14 protein-coding genes are annotated in these 15,617 nt (G+C 69.6%); 8 read left to right on the plus strand and 6 right to left on the minus strand.

Going from position 1 to position 15,617, the window contains the following annotated elements; genetic code table 11:
- Positions 1 to 112: 112 nt before the first annotated feature.
- The gene (locus BLV92_RS04215; protein WP_090542528.1) at positions 113 to 1,867 is read left to right on the plus strand and encodes a M48 family metalloprotease; all 1,755 of its coding nucleotides are present in this window, start codon (positions 113 to 115) and stop codon (positions 1,865 to 1,867) included.
- Between the two features lie 12 nt (positions 1,868 to 1,879).
- Here the strand turns inward: BLV92_RS04215 and BLV92_RS04220 are convergent, their stop codons facing one another.
- The 6 genes from BLV92_RS04220 to BLV92_RS04245 form a co-directional block, all read right to left on the minus strand.
- On the minus strand, positions 1,880 to 2,461 hold the full coding sequence (locus BLV92_RS04220) for a DUF2946 family protein (protein ID WP_090542530.1): 582 nt from the start codon (positions 2,459 to 2,461) through the stop codon (positions 1,880 to 1,882).
- A complete protein-coding gene (locus BLV92_RS04225) occupies positions 2,454 to 3,512 on the minus strand; it encodes a hydrolase (protein ID WP_090546816.1) in 1,059 nt (352 codons plus the stop codon). The genes BLV92_RS04220 and BLV92_RS04225 overlap by 8 nt, the downstream gene beginning before the upstream one ends.
- A 33-nt stretch (positions 3,513 to 3,545) precedes the next feature.
- Positions 3,546 to 3,992 (minus strand): nuclear transport factor 2 family protein, encoded by a 447-nt coding sequence (locus BLV92_RS04230; protein ID WP_090542532.1) that lies wholly within the window; start codon positions 3,990 to 3,992, stop codon positions 3,546 to 3,548.
- Positions 3,993 to 4,138: 146 nt separating this feature from the next.
- Positions 4,139 to 5,164, minus strand: coding sequence for a lipopolysaccharide heptosyltransferase II (waaF, locus tag BLV92_RS04235; RefSeq protein WP_090542534.1), 1,026 nt, complete (start codon positions 5,162 to 5,164; stop codon positions 4,139 to 4,141).
- Between the two features lie 241 nt (positions 5,165 to 5,405).
- Positions 5,406 to 5,600, minus strand: a complete 195-nt coding sequence (locus tag BLV92_RS04240; protein WP_090542536.1) for a zinc-finger domain-containing protein — start codon at positions 5,598 to 5,600, stop codon at positions 5,406 to 5,408.
- Between the two features lie 79 nt (positions 5,601 to 5,679).
- Positions 5,680 to 6,603 (minus strand): branched-chain amino acid transaminase, encoded by a 924-nt coding sequence (locus tag BLV92_RS04245; RefSeq protein ID WP_090542538.1) that lies wholly within the window; start codon positions 6,601 to 6,603, stop codon positions 5,680 to 5,682.
- 450 nt (positions 6,604 to 7,053) lie between these two features.
- On the opposite strand from BLV92_RS04245, the gene BLV92_RS04250 reads away from it, so the two are divergent.
- The 7 genes from BLV92_RS04250 to BLV92_RS04280 all read left to right on the plus strand — a co-directional run bounded on the left by BLV92_RS04250 (position 7,054) and on the right by BLV92_RS04280 (position 15,574).
- A complete protein-coding gene (locus BLV92_RS04250; RefSeq protein WP_090546817.1) occupies positions 7,054 to 8,247 on the plus strand; it encodes a phosphoglycerate kinase in 1,194 nt (397 codons plus the stop codon).
- Positions 8,248 to 8,814: 567 nt separating this feature from the next.
- The gene (gene pyk, locus BLV92_RS04255; protein WP_090542540.1) at positions 8,815 to 10,251 is read left to right on the plus strand and encodes a pyruvate kinase; all 1,437 of its coding nucleotides are present in this window, start codon (positions 8,815 to 8,817) and stop codon (positions 10,249 to 10,251) included.
- Between the two features lie 255 nt (positions 10,252 to 10,506).
- Complete coding sequence (fba, locus tag BLV92_RS04260; RefSeq protein ID WP_090542542.1) at positions 10,507 to 11,571, plus strand: class II fructose-bisphosphate aldolase; 1,065 nt, start codon at positions 10,507 to 10,509, stop codon at positions 11,569 to 11,571.
- 177 nt (positions 11,572 to 11,748) lie between these two features.
- Positions 11,749 to 12,639, plus strand: coding sequence for a phosphoribosylaminoimidazolesuccinocarboxamide synthase (locus tag BLV92_RS04265; protein WP_090542544.1), 891 nt, complete (start codon positions 11,749 to 11,751; stop codon positions 12,637 to 12,639).
- 18 nt (positions 12,640 to 12,657) lie between these two features.
- Positions 12,658 to 13,176 (plus strand): 5-(carboxyamino)imidazole ribonucleotide mutase, encoded by a 519-nt coding sequence (gene purE / locus BLV92_RS04270; RefSeq protein WP_090542546.1) that lies wholly within the window; start codon positions 12,658 to 12,660, stop codon positions 13,174 to 13,176.
- A gap of 123 nt (positions 13,177 to 13,299) precedes the next feature.
- On the plus strand, positions 13,300 to 14,520 hold the full coding sequence (locus BLV92_RS04275; protein ID WP_090542548.1) for a 5-(carboxyamino)imidazole ribonucleotide synthase: 1,221 nt from the start codon (positions 13,300 to 13,302) through the stop codon (positions 14,518 to 14,520).
- A gap of 16 nt (positions 14,521 to 14,536) precedes the next feature.
- Entirely contained in the window at positions 14,537 to 15,574 is a 1,038-nt protein-coding gene (locus tag BLV92_RS04280) for an L-threonylcarbamoyladenylate synthase (RefSeq protein WP_090542550.1), read from the plus strand.
- Positions 15,575 to 15,617: the final 43 nt, after the last annotated feature.

The following is a 15,617-nucleotide window of genomic DNA, read 5'->3' on the forward strand; positions in this document are numbered from 1 at the left end:
CCGCATCGAAAGTATCGGGCTACAGTCGGGCTACAATCCGTAAGCGGTTGTCCGGTCGCACGGCGCGCGCCCGGGTGCGGCGCCGATTGTCTGCTTCCCCGATCCTGTCTCAATGCGTGTGAAACGGCTGCTTGCTGCATGGTTGTGCGCATCGCTCGCGGTGCCGTCCGGCGCGTTCGCGCAGCGGCCGGCCGGTGCGCCGGCCGCATCCGGCGCGGCGCCGGTGCTCGCGCCCGGCGACGCATCGCTGCTGCCGGGCCAGCCGGCGCTCGTCAGCGGCCCGCTCGACGACGACACCGACATCCCGCTGCCCGGTTCGATCGCGCCGGGCGTGTTCGGCACCTACGGCGGCGCGCAGAGCCGCTTCTCGGGCCAGCCGGGCAGCCGCGCGAACGACAGTCTGCGCGCGCTGTCATGGGTGCCGCAACTACCCGATCTCGGCGACGGCTCCGGCGGCTCGCTGACGCCGCAGGCCGAGCGCCGGATCGGCGAGCGCGTGATGCGCGAGATCCGCACCGATCCCGATTACGTCGGCGACTGGCTCGTGCGCGACTACCTGAATTCGGTCGCGGCGAAGCTGTCGGCGGCGGCGAGCGCGCAGTTCGTCGGCGGCTATCGTCCGGACTTCGATCTGTTCGCGATGCGCGACGGGCAGATCAACGCGTTCTCGCTGCCGGGCGGCTTCATCGGCGTGAACACCGGGCTCATCGTCGCGACGCAGACCGAGTCCGAACTGGCGTCGGTGCTCGCGCACGAGATGGGCCACGTATTGCAGCGGCATATCGCGCGGATGCTCGCGCAGAACGACCGCAACGGCTACACCGCGCTCGCGGGAATGCTGCTCGGCGTGCTGGCCGGCGTGCTCGCGCGCAGCGGCGACCTCGGCAGCGCGATCGCGATCGGCGGTCAGGCGTATGCGGTTGACAGCCAGTTGCGCTTCTCGCGCGCGGCCGAGCACGAGGCGGACCGCGTCGGTTTCCAGTTGCTGAACGGCGCGGGTTACGACCCGTACGGGATGGTCGCGTTCTTCGAGCGGCTCGACCGCGCGTCGATGGGCGACGCGGGCGTCCCAGCGTATGCGCGCACGCACCCGCTGACAGTCGAACGGATCGCGGACATGGAGGATCGCGCGCGCCGCACGTCGTACCGGCAGCCGCGCCAGGCGCCCGAGTACGCGTTCGTGCGCGCGCGCGTGCGGGTGTTGCAGGACCGCTCGCGCACCGACCATCTCGACCAGATCGCGCGGCTGCGCTCGGAGATCGAGGACCGCACGGCGGTGAACGTCGCGGCGAACTGGTATGGGATCGCGTTCGCGCAGATGCTGATCGAGCGTTACGACGACGCGGCCGCGTCGCTCGCGAACGCGCGCCAGGCGTTCGTCGCGTTCGAATCCGAAGAGGGCGCGAGCGTGCGCAGTTCGCCCAGTCTCGACGTGCTCGCGGCCGACATCGCGCGCCGCGCGGGCCGCAACGACGACGCGGTGCAACTCGCGACGGCGGCGCGCCGCGCGTGGCCGGATTCGCACGCGGCGACCGACGCGCTGCTGCAATCGCTGCTCGGCGCGCGGAAGTTCGCGCAGGCGCAGGCGCTCGCGCTGCACGAAACGCAGGCGGAGCCGTCGCAGCCCGCGTGGTGGCAGTATCTCGCGCAGGCGAGCGTCGGGGTGGGCGACGGGCTCGCGCAGCGCCGCGCGCTCGCGGAGAAGTTCGCGCTCGACGGCGCGTGGCCGTCCGCGATCCGGCAGTTGAAGGAAGCGCGCGACATGAAGACGGTCGGCTACTACGACCTGTCGAAGATCGATGCGCGGCTGCACGAGTTCGAGACGCGCTACAAGGAAGAGCGCGAGGACGAGAAGGACCGGGGGTGACGCGGGGCGGCGTTAGCCGTGTTGCGCCGCGTCGGCGGGGCTTGCAACGAACCCGAACCGCTTCGCCACTTCATCGCGCAGCACCGGCTGCAAGCTCAGCGCGACGTCCTCGCGCCAGTGGAACGTGCCGCCGCTGCCATCGTCCGCGAGTTCCGCATGTTCCGAGAACAGTCCGAGATCGTGATCGTGCAGCACTGCGATGCGCTCCGGCGTCGAACCGTCCGCGAACAGCACGCTGCCCGCGTCGTCGACGAACGCGGCGGCCGGCACGAACGGCTGGCCGGTCTGGTCGGTGAACACGGGCAGACCGCCGTCGTCGCGCGACAGCCGCACGACCCACGGCGTGTATTCGAGTTCGACGTACACGCGCTGCGGCCCGTTCTGGAAGAACCACTGGCCGTCGTCGTCGCATTCGTAGTTGCGGTTGATGAAGCCGAGCAGCGCCGCATGGCGGATCGGCGTGCCGGGCGCGCGCTGCGCCTGCGCGGCCTCGTCGCGCATGCGCCAGTTGCCGCGCGCGTCGAGCCGCAGCCAGCCGGTGCAGTGCGGCACGTTCGGCCAGCGCGCGAGCGCCTGTTTGACGATCTCATCCATGCTGGACGAACGGCGCGAAATAACCGAGCACGCGTTGCGTGAGCCACTGGTAGCGGCCCGGGAACGGCCCGGTCATGAAGCCGACATGGCCGCCGTGCTTCGGCTGGTCGAGTTCGATGGCCGGACCGACGTCGGCGCGCGCGGGCAGCACGCGGCCGGGCAGGAACGGATCGTTGCGCGCGTTCAGCACGAGCGTCGGCACGACGATCTCGCCGAGCAGCGGCCGCACGGTCGCGCGCGTCCAGTAGTCGTGCGCGTTGCGAAAGCCGTGCAGCGGCGCGGTGACGACGTCGTCGAACTCGAACATCGTGCGGCTCGCGAGCATCGCCTGCGGATCGAACAGGCCCGGGTACTGTTCGAGCTTGCGCATCGCCTTCACCTTCAGCGTCTTCAGGAAGCTGCGCGTGTACACCATGCCGAAGCCGCGCGACAGCATTGCGCCGCCCGCGTGCACGTCGAGCGGCGCGGAGATCGCGGCGGCGGCGGCCACGACCGACGCCTCCTCGCGGCGCTGCGCGAGCCAGTGCAGCAGCACGTTGCCGCCGAGCGACACGCCCGCCGCGACGACCGGCCCGCGATGCTGGGCGGCGAGCCGGCGCAGCACCCAGTCGACTTCGTTCGCGTCGGCGAGGTGATAGAAGCGCGGCAGCAGGTTCAGCGGGCCGCTGCAACTGCGGAAGTGCGGGATCACCGCATGCCAGCCGCGCGCCTGGGCGGCGGCGGTCAACGCGCGCGCATAGTGCGAGCCGGAGCCGCCTTCGAGCCCATGGAACAGCACGAAGAGCGGCGCGTCCGGCGGCGGCGCGGGCGTGGCCGCGTCGTTCGCCCAGTCGAGTTCGATGAAGTCGCCGTCCGGCGTGTCCCAGCGTTCGCGCCGGTAGGCGACGTCCGGCAGCCTGGAGAACAGCGCCGGCACGATGGTCTGCGCGTGCGGGCCGACGAGCCACAGCGGCGCGCGGTACGACGGCGCGGATGCGGGACGGTGCGGCGCGGTCTGCCTCGGCTCGCCTGCGTCCGGCGACGCGCCGCGACCGGACGGATTCTGCTGCATGGTGCTCATGCCCGCGTCACCCGCCGCGCACGCTCAGTGCAGCGCGCCCGCGCCATGGCGCAGTTTCGCCGCGAACTGGCTCGCGGCCGAATCGGGCATCCGGCTCGCGTGGATGTGCGCGATTCGCCATTCGCCGCGCTCGTGCACCATCACGTAGGTCGTGAACACCATCGTCGGCACCGCGGCCGGATCGACCGGCCGGTGTGCTTCCGCGATCGCATAAACGACGGTGCCGAGACTGTCGTACACGCGGATGTCGAGCGGCTCGATCGACACCGGCGCCGCTTCGAGCTGCGACGCGAGACCCGAGCGGATGTTCGACAGCCCATGCAGATGCGAGCCGTCCGGGCAGATGCAGCTGACGAACTCCTCGTCGATCCACAAGCCCATCAAGGTGTCGATGTTCACTTCCGCAACGGCCTGGTAATACGCGTTGAGAGTGTCCGCTGCGGCTTCGAAGATGTGGGCAAAACGTGGCATGGCTCGTCGGTCTGATAGCGCGCGAAGGCGCGGGTTGTCTTGCGGGCCGGCAGTCGGGGTCGGCCCGGCCGCGTCGCGGATGCGCGCGGGCGGCCGGGCGGCGCGCCGCGCGAATTCCATCTCCGCGGCCGGCGCGCGTGGAGCGCCTAGCGTTGCGCGAGCAGCATGCCGCGCAGATCGCCGAACACCTGCGCCGCGCTTAGCTCGCGCAGGCAGTTCAGATGGCCGAGCGGGCATTCGCGCTGAAAACAGGGACTGCAATCGAGATGCAGCCATTGTACCTTTGCAAGCTCGGACAAGGGCGGCGTGTGGCGCGGATCCGTCGAGCCGTACACCGCGACGAGCGGCCGGCGCAGCGCGGCCGCGACGTGCATCAGCCCCGAATCGTTGGTGACCACCGCGCTCGCGCGCGAGATCAGCGCGCAGGCTTCGCCAAGCGCGGTCTGTCCGCACAGGTTGCGCACGTTCGACGCGCGTTCCGCGATCGCCTGCGCGAGCGGCGCGTCCTTCGGCGAGCCGAGCGCGACGATCTTCGCGTACGGGAACGACTGGCCGACGAGTTGCGCAAGCTCCGCGAAGTGTTCGGGCGGCCAGCGTTTCGCGGGGCCGTATTCGGCGCCGGGGCAGAACACGAGGAGCGGCACGCGGGTGTCGAGGTTGAAGCGCGCCGACACGCGCGACGCCTCGTTCGGGTCCGTGTCGAGACGCGGCATCGGCAGGTCGTCGGGCACGGTCGCGCCCGGCGCGTAGGCGAGCGCCGCGTAGTGGCGGATCATCGGCGGCCGCTCGTCCTTCGGCGGATTCGCGTGGCGCACGTTCAGAAGGCCGTAGCGGTTCTCGCCGGTGTAGCCGATCCGCAGCGGAATGTGCGCGAGCCACGGGATCAACGCGGACTTCAGCGAGTTCGGCAGCACATAGGCGGCGTCGTAACCGACGTCGCGCAGGTCGCCCGCAAGCTGCCAGCGGCGCAGCAGTTGCAGCTTGCCGTGCGCGAGATCGGTCGCGTACACGTCGCGGATTTCGGGCATCCGTTCGAGCACGGGCGCGACCCACGTCGGCGCGATCGCGTCGATCGCGATGCGCGGATGCAATTTCACGAGCCGCGACAGGAGCGGCTGCGCCATCAGTGCGTCACCGATCCAGTTCGGTGCGATTACCAGCGCGCGGCGCATCGGGTGTCTGTGTCAGGAAGTCGAGGAGGCTCCGCGCGGCGACGCGCGGAACGCGGTTGTTCGGAACAGCGGTCCGCCGGCCGCGCGCAGGCGGCAGACGAAACAGGAAATGACCGGGGGTGCCGATGCGGGCCGGCCGCGGCGCGCGACAGCGCGCACGATGCGGCGGCGCTGCCGTGCGGCGACGGATGACCCAGTTGCGGGCCACGCGCGACGACGCGCGGCGAGCGTGCGTCGGTCGTCAATGGCCGTGCAGCACTTCGCCGTCGCGCAGCTTGTAGCGCGTGCCGCAATACGGGCAGCGCGCCTCGCCGTGCGTGACGTCGATGAACACGCGCGGGTGCATGCTCCAGCGCGGCATCGACGGGTTCGGGCAGTAAGCGGGCAGGTCTTTGGCCGACAGTTCGACCAGCGGCATTTCCTTGATTTCGCTCATGAGGATCAGTCTCGTTGTAGCTGTGGGGACGCGGCGTTCGTGCGCCGCGTGCGCCTTCGCATGCGGGTTCGCCGGACGCTCAGACCTTCGTCAGCCAGTGCGCGTACTTGTCGCTCTTGCCGGACACGACGTCGAAGAACGCGGACTGCAACTGTTCCGTGATCGGGCCGCGCGAGCCGCTGCCGATCGTGCGGTTGTCGAGTTCGCGGATCGGCGTGACTTCGGCGGCGGTGCCGGTGAAGAACGCTTCGTCGGCGGTGTACACCTCGTCGCGCGTGATGCGCTTCTCGATCACCTGGATGCCGGCGTCGCGCGCGAGCGTGATTACCGTATCGCGCGTGATGCCGTCGAGGCACGACGACAGGTCCGGCGTGTACAGCTTGCCGTTGTTCACGAGGAAGAAGTTCTCGCCCGAGCCTTCGGACACGTAGCCGTCGACGTCGAGCAGCAGCGCTTCGTCGTAGCCGTCGGCGATCGCTTCCTGGTTGGCGAGAATCGAGTTCACGTACCAGCCGGACGCCTTCGCGCGCACCATCGACACGTTCACGTGATGGCGCGTGAACGACGACGTCTTCACGCGGATGCCCTTCTTGATGCCGTCCTCGCCGAGGTACGCGCCCCACGGCCATGCGGCGACCGCGACGTGGATCGTGTTGCCCTTCGCGGACACGCCGAGTTTTTCCGAGCCGACCCAGATGATCGGGCGGATGTAGCACGATTCAAGCTTGTTTTCGCGGACGACTTCGCACTGCGCGGCGGCGAGCGTCGCGTGGTCGAACGGCACGTCCATCTGGAAGATCTTCGCGGAATTCAGCAGGCGCTTCGTGTGCTCCTGCAGGCGGAAGATCACGGTGCTGCCGTCGACGGTCTGATAGGCGCGCACGCCTTCGAATACGCCCATCCCGTAGTGCAGCGTGTGGGTCAGCACGTGGATCGTGGCGTTGCGCCAGTCGATCAGCTTGCCGTCCATCCAGATCTTGCCGTCGCGATCGGCCATTGACATACGAATTCTCCAGGCGGGTACAGAGTGATAACGGGTTCGCACCGTCCGCGCCGGACGGACCGTTTGCGCGACGCGAAGGGCGTCGGCCTGGCGCGCACGGCGCGCCGGAAAAGCGGGTCTCTGGTTCTGCGGGCGGCAAAGACGCGTATTTTAGCGTCATTTGCCGCCCGCACGGGCGCGCGCGGGCTGCCGGGCGCGATATTTGCCGTACAGCGAGCGCGCATTGCGCCGCGCGCGCATGCCGCCAAGCCGCGGCGTTTCCCCAAATATCGGGCATCCGCGGATACACGCGTCAGATCGCGGTGGGTATCGGCTAAAATACCGATCCTGAAATCCGATGCCGTCGCCGGGCGCGCCGGCTTGCCGCGCACGAGGTCCCGCGAAGCCGCTGCCGCGCAGCGTCTGCCATCGCCTTCCCACCCTTACGCACTGTCACGCACTGTCATGTCCATGAACAAGGTTCTGCGTCTCTCCGATCTGATCTCCGAAGGCAAGCTTGCGGCCAGGCGGGTGTTCATCCGCGCCGACCTCAACGTGCCGCAGGACGACCACGGCAACATCACCGAGGACACCCGCATCCGCGCGTCGGTGCCGGCGATCAAGGCCGCGCTCGACGCCGGCGCGGCCGTGATGGTCACGTCGCACCTCGGCCGTCCGACTGAAGGCGAACTGAAACCCGAGGACTCGCTCGCGCCGGTCGCGAAGCGCCTCGCCGAACTGCTCGGCCGCGACGTGCCGCTCGTCGCGAACTGGGTCGACGGCGTCGAGGTCGCGCCGGGCAGCGTCGTGCTGCTCGAAAACTGCCGCGTGAACAAGGGCGAGAAGAAGAATTCGGACGAACTGGCGCAGAAGCTGGCGAAGCTCTGCGACGTCTACGTGAACGACGCGTTCGGCACCGCGCACCGCGCGGAGGCGACCACCCACGGGATCGCGAAGTACGCGCCGATCGCGTGCGCCGGCCCGCTGCTGGCCGCCGAACTGGATGCGCTCGGCAAGGCGCTCGGCGCGCCGAAGCGGCCGCTCGTCGCGATCGTCGCCGGCTCGAAGGTGTCGACCAAGCTGACGATCCTGAAGTCGCTCGCGGAGAAGGTGGACCAGTTGATCGTCGGCGGCGGCATCGCGAACACGTTCATGCTCGCGGCCGGCCTGAAGATCGGCAAGTCGCTCGCGGAAGCCGACCTCGTCGCCGAGGCGAAGGCGATCATCGACGCGGCCAAGGCGCGCGGCGCGTCGGTGCCGATTCCGACCGACGTCGTCACCGCGAAGGAATTCGCGGCGACCGCGAAGGCCGAGGTGAAGGCGGTGGCCGACGTCGCGGACGACGACCTGATCCTCGACATCGGGCCGGAAACGGCGAAGGCGCTCGCCGCGCAGCTGGAGAAGGCCGGCACGATCGTATGGAACGGCCCGGTCGGCGTGTTCGAGTTCGACCAGTTCGGCAACGGCACGAAGACGCTCGCGGAAGCGATCGCGAAGTCGCCGGCGTTCTCGATCGCCGGCGGCGGCGATACGCTCGCGGCGATCGCGAAATACGGCATCCACGATCAGGTCAGCTATATCTCGACCGGCGGCGGCGCGTTCCTCGAATTCCTCGAAGGCAAGACATTGCCGGCGGTCGAAGTGCTCGAATCGCGGGCGGCCTGAGTGGCGTCGCGCGCGCCGGCTCGCGATCCAGCGAAGCCGGAACAGGCCCGCGCCGGACGCGGGAAACGCGCGGCAACGACTGCGCGCGATGCGCAACGCGACGCTCCCGCCGCTGACGAAACCGTAAGCCGGGGGGCGGTGAAGAACCCGGCGGCGAAAGACCCGGCGGCGAACTCGAAGGCAAGCCGCGCCGGAGCCGCCTCAAGACCGGCCGAGCCGGGCCACGCCGAAACCGGCCGCCGCGCGTCCGGCGCAGCACCAGCAGATCCAGCCGCGGCGGCGCCAGCCGGCGCGGCAAAGCGGAGCGCGCCAGTCGGCGCGCGATCCGCCGAACCGGCGGCGAGCGCCGCGGGCGCCGCGCCAACGCGCGCCGCGTCCCGCGCGCCGGCCGTCCCGGCGCAGGCAACGGCGGCGCCTTCCGGCGCTGCATCCGCGCCCGCCCCATCCTACAAAGCGACGCCGGCCCGAACCGGCGCGCATCCCGGGGCCGCCGCCGGTGCGGCGAACCCCGGCTGCCCGTCTCGCAGCAGCGCCTTTCACAGCGATCCCATCCACACGAGGAGATTCATGCATCGCGCTACCAAGATTGTCGCCACCATTGGCCCGGCTTCCAGCGCGCCGGACGTCCTGCTGCAGATGATTCGGGCGGGACTCGACGTGGTGCGTCTCAACTTTTCGCACGGCACCGCGGACGATCATCGCCAGCGCGCCGAAACCGTGCGGGAATGCGCCCGCCAGGTCGGCCGCGAAGTCGCGATCATGGCCGACCTGCAAGGGCCGAAGATCCGCGTCGGCAAGTTCGAGAACGGCAAGACCACGCTCGTGCCGGGCCACCCGTTCGTCCTCGACTCGGAATGCGAACTCGGCAACGACGACCGCGTCGGCCTCGATTACAAGGACCTGCCGCGCGACCTGAAGCCGGGCGACGTGCTGCTGCTGAACGACGGGCTGATCGTGCTCGACGTCGTGCGCGTGATCGGCAGCGAGATCCACACGACCGTGCGCATCGGCGGCGAGCTGTCGAACAACAAGGGCATCAACCGCCAGGGCGGCGGCCTCACCGCGCCCGCGCTGACCGCGAAGGACATGGAGGACATCCGCACCGCGATGTCGCTCGGCGCGGACTTCGTCGCGGTGTCGTTCCCGAAGAACGCGACCGACATGGAGATGGCGCGCCAGCTCGCGAACATCGCGGGCGCGCCGTACGGCATCAAGCCGAAGATGATCGCGAAGATCGAGCGCGCGGAAGCGATCCCCGCGTTGCAGGAGATCCTCGACTCGTCGGACGGCATCATGGTCGCGCGCGGCGACCTCGCGGTCGAAGTCGGCAACGCGGCGGTGCCGGCGCTGCAAAAGCGCATGATCCGGATGGCGCGCGACTCGAACAAGTTCGTGATCACCGCGACGCAGATGATGGAGTCGATGATCCACGCGCCGGTGCCGACCCGCGCGGAGGTGTCCGACGTTGCGAACGCGGTGCTCGACGGCACCGACGCGGTGATGCTGTCCGCGGAGTCGGCGGCCGGCAAGTATCCGGTGCAGACGATCGAGACGATGGCCGCGATCTGCGTCGAGGCCGAGAAGTCCGAGCAGTCCGAACTCGACAAGGATTTTCTCGACCGCACGTTCACGCGGATCGACCAGTCGATCGCGATGGGCGCGCTGTTCACCGCGTTCCATCTCGGCGCGAAGGCGATCGTCGCGCTGACCGAGTCCGGCTCCACCGCGCTGTGGATGTCGCGCCACTGGACCCACGTGCCGATCTTCGCGTTGACGCCGCGGGTCGGCAGCGAACGCGCGATGACGCTGTTCCGCAACGTCACGCCGCTGCATCTCGACACCAGCTCCGATCGCGACACCGCGCTCCAGCAGGCGCTCGAAGTCGTCGTCAGCAAGGGTTACGCGTCGCGCGGCGACATGGTGGTGCTGACGGTCGGCGAGCCGATGGGGCAGCCGGGCGGCACCAACACGCTGAAGATCGTGCGCGTCGGCGACGCGCTCTGATCGACTGCGCTGACCGCGCGCCGGGCGGCCGGCGGGTCGCGCGCCGTGTCGGCGCGATCCGCCGGACTACCCGCCTGCGCCGCGGAATTGTTGCGCAATGTATCTTTCCGCCGGGAACAGGCATTGCTTCGCGATAAAATTCGCGCTAACGAAATCGCGGCACGGACCGCGACCAGGCCGCCACGACGGCCTCGACCGGCTGCGCAAGACGGCCGGCGGCACGACAGATTCGTTTCAAATCAAAGGAGTAGGACAATGCCTCTCGTATCAATGCGTCAACTGCTGGATCACGCCGCCGAAAACGGCTACGGTTTGCCCGCGTTCAACGTGAACAATCTCGAACAGGTGCAGACCATCATGGCCGCCGCCGACCAGGTCGGCGCGCCGGTGATCATGCAGGCGTCGGCAGGCGCGCGCAAATACGCTGGCGAAGCATTCCTGCGTCATCTGATCGAGGCGGCTGTCGAATCGTATCCGCACATCCCGGTCGTGATGCACCAGGACCACGGCCAGTCGCCGGCGGTCTGCATGGCGGCGATCCGCAGCGGCTTCTCCAGCGTGATGATGGACGGCTCGCTGCAGGCCGACGGCAAGTCGGTCGCGTCGTACGAGTACAACGTGGACGTGTCGCGGAAGGTCGTCGAGATGGCGCATTCGATCGGCGTCACGGTCGAGGCGGAACTGGGCGTGCTCGGCTCGCTGGAAACGATGATGGGCGACAAGGAAGACGGCCACGGCGCGGAAGGCACGATGACCCGCGAGCAACTGCTGACCGACCCGGAGCAGGCCGCCGACTTCGTGAAGCTCACGCAGTGCGATGCGCTCGCGATCGCGATCGGCACGTCGCACGGCGCGTACAAGTTCTCGAAGAAGCCGACCGGCGACATCCTGTCGATCGCCCGCATCAAGGAGATCCACGCGCGCATTCCGAACACGCACCTCGTGATGCACGGTTCGTCGTCGGTGCCGCAGGAACTGCTCGCGGAAATCCGCGAGTTCGGCGGCGACATGAAGGAAACCTATGGCGTGCCGGTCGAGGAGATCCAGGAAGGCATCCGCCACGGCGTGCGCAAGATCAACATCGACACCGACCTGCGCCTCGCGATCACCGGCGCGATCCGCCGCTACCTGGCGGAGAATCCGTCGAAGTTCGATCCGCGCGACTACCTGAAGCCGGCGCGCGAAGCGGCGAAGAAGGTCTGTGTGGACCGCTACCTCGCGTTCGGCTGCGAAGGCCAGGCGTCGAAGATCAAGCCGGTCGCGCTCGACAGGATGGCCGAGCGCTACAAGTCGGGCGAGCTGGCGCAGATCGTTCGGTAACGTTTTGAGGTATTGCCGGCGGGCGGGGCGCGTCATGCGGTCCGTCCGTCGCGAACGGCTCATTGCGTCGCCGTTTTCCGCCAGTCCGGGGAACGGCGACGGGTTTTTGGTTTACTCTTATCGGTTCCGGTCTCGATCGAGACGACGGTCCCGCCACGTTTCTAGCGAATCACGACGATGTCTACCCTCTACGAATCCACGCTCCGCTCGCTGCCGCTCCTCGGCCGCGGCAAGGTCCGCGACAACTATGCGGTGGGCAACGACAAGCTGCTGATCGTCACGACCGACCGCCTGTCGGCGTTCGACGTGATCATGGGCGAGCCGATTCCGGGCAAGGGCCGGGTGCTGAACCAGATGGCGAACTTCTGGTTCGACCGGCTGAAGCACGTGGTGCCGAACCACCTGACCGGCGTCGATCCGGAAACGGTCGTCGCCGCCGACGAAGTCGAGCAGGTGAAAGGCCGCGCGGTCGTCGTGAAGCGGCTGGAGCCGATTCTCGTCGAGGCGGTCGTGCGCGGCTACCTCGCGGGCAGCGGCTGGAAGGACTATCAGGCGACCGGCGCGATCTGCGGCGTCGCGCTGCCGCCGGGCCTCCAGAACGCGCAGAAGCTGCCGGAGCCGATCTTCACGCCGGCCGCGAAGGCCGAGATGGGCCACCACGACGAGAACATCACCTACGACGAGATGGAGCGCCGCATCGGCACCGAGCTGTCGGCGACGATCAGGGACATCTCGATCCGCCTGTACAGGGAAGCCGCCGACTACGCGGCGACGCGCGGCATCATCATCGCGGACACGAAGTTCGAATTCGGCCTCGACAACCACGGCGAGCTGTATCTGATGGACGAGGCGCTGACCGCCGACTCGTCGCGCTTCTGGCCGGCGGACCAGTACCAGGTCGGCACGAACCCGCCGTCGTTCGACAAGCAGTTCGTGCGCGACTGGCTCGAAACCCAGGACTGGAAGAAGGAGCCGCCGGCCCCGAAGCTGCCGGACGACGTGATCGCGAAGACGTCCGCGAAGTACCAGGAGGCGCTGGAGCGCCTCACCGGCCAGAAGCTCGCGTGAACCCGAAGGACCTCTGTGATGACTGAAGCGCAGACCGCTCACCAGCACGCCGCGCCGCTCGTCGGCGTGTTGATGGGCTCCAGCTCGGACTGGGAAACGATGAAGCACGCGGTCGCGATCCTGCAGGAGTTCGGCGTCGCGTACGAGGCGAAGGTGGTGTCCGCGCACCGGATGCCCGACGAGATGTTCGAGTACGCGGAGCGCGCGCGCGAGCGCGGGCTGCGCGCGATCATCGCGGGCGCGGGCGGCGCGGCCCATCTGCCGGGCATGCTCGCCGCGAAGACGACGGTGCCGGTGCTCGGCGTGCCGGTCGCGAGCAAGTATCTGAAGGGCGTCGATTCGCTGCATTCGATCGTGCAGATGCCAAAGGGCGTGCCGGTCGCGACGTTCGCGATCGGCGAGGCGGGCGCGGCGAACGCGGCGCTGTTCGCGGTGTCGATCCTGAGCGTGACCGAGCCCGACTACGCGAACCAGCTTGCCGCATTCCGCGTGCGCCAGAACGAAGCCGCGCACGCGATGGTGTTGCCGGCGCTGTGAGCGCCGTGTCAGGTGTCGCCTCTGGTGACACATCGGGCGCCGCGCTCGCGGCGCGCCGACGCTAAACCCCGGTGACGCTGCGCGCCGTCCCCCCGCCGCAGCGTTCCGCGACCGAATACAACGATGAACCCAGACCACAACACCCCGGTTTCCCCGATCCTGCCCGGCGCCTGGCTCGGCATGGTGGGCGGCGGCCAGCTCGGCCGCATGTTCTGCTTCGCCGCGCAGGCGATGGGCTACCGCGTCGCCGTGCTCGACCCGGACCCGAACAGCCCGGCTGGCAGCGTCGCCGACCGCCATCTGCGCGCGCCGTACGACGACGAAGCCGCGCTGACCGAACTCGCGCGGCTGTGCGCGGCGGTCTCGACCGAATTCGAGAACGTGCCCGCGCAGAGCCTCGACGCGCTCGCGAAAACGACGTTCGTGAGCCCGGCGGGCCGCTGCGTCGCGATCGCGCAGGACCGGATCGCGGAGAAGCGGTTCATCGCGGCGGCCGGCGTGCCGGTCGCGCCGCACGTCGTGATCGAGTCGTCGCAGGCGCTCGCCGCGCTGACCGACGACGCGCTCGCGGCCGTGCTGCCGGGCATCCTGAAAACCGCGCGGCTCGGCTACGACGGCAAGGGCCAGGTGCGCGTGACCAATGCGGACGAGGTGCGCGAGGCGCATGCGTCGCTCGGCGGCGTGCCGTGCGTGCTCGAAAAGCGGCTGCCGCTGAAGTTCGAGGTGTCCGCGCTGATCGCGCGCGGCGCGAACGGCGCGACGGCCGTGTATCCGCTCGCGCAGAACACGCATCGCAACGGCGTGCTGTCGCACACGATCGTGCCGGCCCCGGACGCGAGCCCGGCGCTCGTGCAGCAGGCGCAGCAGGCCGCGTTGCAGATCGCCGCGAAGCTCGGTTACGTCGGCGTGCTGTGCGTCGAGTTCTTCGTGCTCGAAGACGGCACGATGGTCGCGAACGAGATGGCGCCGCGCCCGCACAACTCCGGCCACTACACCGTCGATGCGTGCGCGACGAGCCAGTTCGAGCAGCAGGTGCGCGCGATGACCGCGATGCCGCTCGGCGACACGCGCCAGCACTCGCCGGCCGTGATGCTGAACATCCTCGGCGACGTGTGGTTCCCGTGCGGCGCCGGCGAGTCGAAGGCCCAGAAGGGCGCCGCGCCGGTCACGCCGCCGTGGAACGAGGTGGCGGCGATGCCGGCCGCGCGGCTGCATCTGTACGGCAAGGAGGACGCGCGCCCGGGCCGCAAGATGGGCCACGTGAACTTCACCGCGCCGACGCTCGACGAGGCGCGCGCCGCCGCGCGCGACTGCGCGCGGCTGCTGCACATCATCACCGGTTGAGAGGCGCGCGCCCGTGATGCCGGACCAGCCTCGATCCGCCGACGCGCCGCGCGTCGATCCAGCCGACATCGAGCGCGCGGCCGCGCTGCTCGACGCAGGGCAGCTCGTCGCGTTTCCGACCGAGACCGTGTACGGCCTCGGCGGCGACGCGCAGAGCCCCGACGCGGTCGCGCGGATCTACGCGGCGAAGGGGCGGCCGGCGAACCATCCGGTGATCGTGCATCTGCCGCCGGGCGGCGATCCGCGCTACTGGGCCGCCGACTGGCCGGAGGCCGCGCAGAAGCTCGTCGATGCGTTCTGGCCCGGCCCGCTGACGCTGATCGTGAAGCGCCATCCGCGCATTCCGGATGCGGTGAGCGGCGGGCAGGATTCGGTCGGGCTGCGCTGTCCGTCGCACCCGGTCGCGCAGGCGCTGCTCGCGGCGTTTTCGGCGCGGCGCGGCGGGCAGGGCGGCGTCGCCGCGCCGTCCGCGAACCGCTTCGGCCACGTGAGCCCGACCACCGCGCAGCACGTGCGCGACGAATTCGGCCCGTCGATCCACGTGCTCGACGGCGGGCCGTCCGACGTCGGGATCGAATCGACGATCGTCGACCTGTCGCGCGGCTTTCCGGCGCTGCTGCGGCCCGGCCACGTGACGCCGGACGACATCGCGCGGGTGCTCGGCGAAGCGCCGCGTCTGCCGGACGGTTCCGACGCGACCGCGCCGCGCGCGTCCGGCACGCTGAAGGCGCACTACGCGCCGCGCACGCCGCTCGCGCTGCTGCCGTTCGACCTGCTCGAACCGTTGCTGGCGGCGCGGACGGCGGATGAACCGGTCGCGCTGGTCGCGCGTGCGTCGCGGGCGGGCGCGTGGGCGAGCGCGCCGGGCGTGCGTTTCGTCGCCGCGCCCGAAGATCCGCAGGCTTATGCGCGCGAGCTTTATCGCTTGCTGCGCGCGCTCGATCGCGCGAACGTCGCGCGAATCCTGATCGAGAAGCTGCCCGAAACGATCGAATGGATCGCGGTCAACGACCGGCTCGGCCGCGCGGCGGCGGCGTTCGAGGCGCAGGAGTAGGTGGCCGGTTAGACCGCGCGCGGCGGCGCTGGACGTAAAAAAG

The sequence above is a fragment of the Paraburkholderia caballeronis genome (genome assembly GCF_900104845.1).
GTDB lineage: Bacteria > Pseudomonadota > Gammaproteobacteria > Burkholderiales > Burkholderiaceae > Paraburkholderia > Paraburkholderia caballeronis.

Excerpts from the sequence above, each read along its gene's own strand:
- BLV92_RS04215 (WP_090542528.1), top strand. The coding sequence starts at position 113 with ATGCGTGTGAAACGGCTGCTTGCTGCATGGTTGTGCGCATCGCTCGCG.
- BLV92_RS04220 (WP_090542530.1), bottom strand. The coding sequence starts at position 2,461 with ATGGATGAGATCGTCAAACAGGCGCTCGCGCGCTGGCCGAACGTGCCG.
- BLV92_RS04225 (WP_090546816.1), bottom strand. The coding sequence starts at position 3,512 with ATGCAGCAGAATCCGTCCGGTCGCGGCGCGTCGCCGGACGCAGGCGAG.
- BLV92_RS04230 (WP_090542532.1), bottom strand. The coding sequence starts at position 3,992 with ATGCCACGTTTTGCCCACATCTTCGAAGCCGCAGCGGACACTCTCAAC.
- waaF (WP_090542534.1), bottom strand. The coding sequence starts at position 5,164 with ATGCGCCGCGCGCTGGTAATCGCACCGAACTGGATCGGTGACGCACTG.
- BLV92_RS04240 (WP_090542536.1), bottom strand. The coding sequence starts at position 5,600 with ATGAGCGAAATCAAGGAAATGCCGCTGGTCGAACTGTCGGCCAAAGAC.
- BLV92_RS04245 (WP_090542538.1), bottom strand. The coding sequence starts at position 6,603 with ATGTCAATGGCCGATCGCGACGGCAAGATCTGGATGGACGGCAAGCTG.
- BLV92_RS04250 (WP_090546817.1), top strand. The coding sequence starts at position 7,054 with ATGAACAAGGTTCTGCGTCTCTCCGATCTGATCTCCGAAGGCAAGCTT.
- pyk (WP_090542540.1), top strand. The coding sequence starts at position 8,815 with ATGCATCGCGCTACCAAGATTGTCGCCACCATTGGCCCGGCTTCCAGC.
- fba (WP_090542542.1), top strand. The coding sequence starts at position 10,507 with ATGCCTCTCGTATCAATGCGTCAACTGCTGGATCACGCCGCCGAAAAC.
- BLV92_RS04265 (WP_090542544.1), top strand. The coding sequence starts at position 11,749 with ATGTCTACCCTCTACGAATCCACGCTCCGCTCGCTGCCGCTCCTCGGC.
- purE (WP_090542546.1), top strand. The coding sequence starts at position 12,658 with ATGACTGAAGCGCAGACCGCTCACCAGCACGCCGCGCCGCTCGTCGGC.
- BLV92_RS04275 (WP_090542548.1), top strand. The coding sequence starts at position 13,300 with ATGAACCCAGACCACAACACCCCGGTTTCCCCGATCCTGCCCGGCGCC.
- BLV92_RS04280 (WP_090542550.1), top strand. The coding sequence starts at position 14,537 with ATGCCGGACCAGCCTCGATCCGCCGACGCGCCGCGCGTCGATCCAGCC.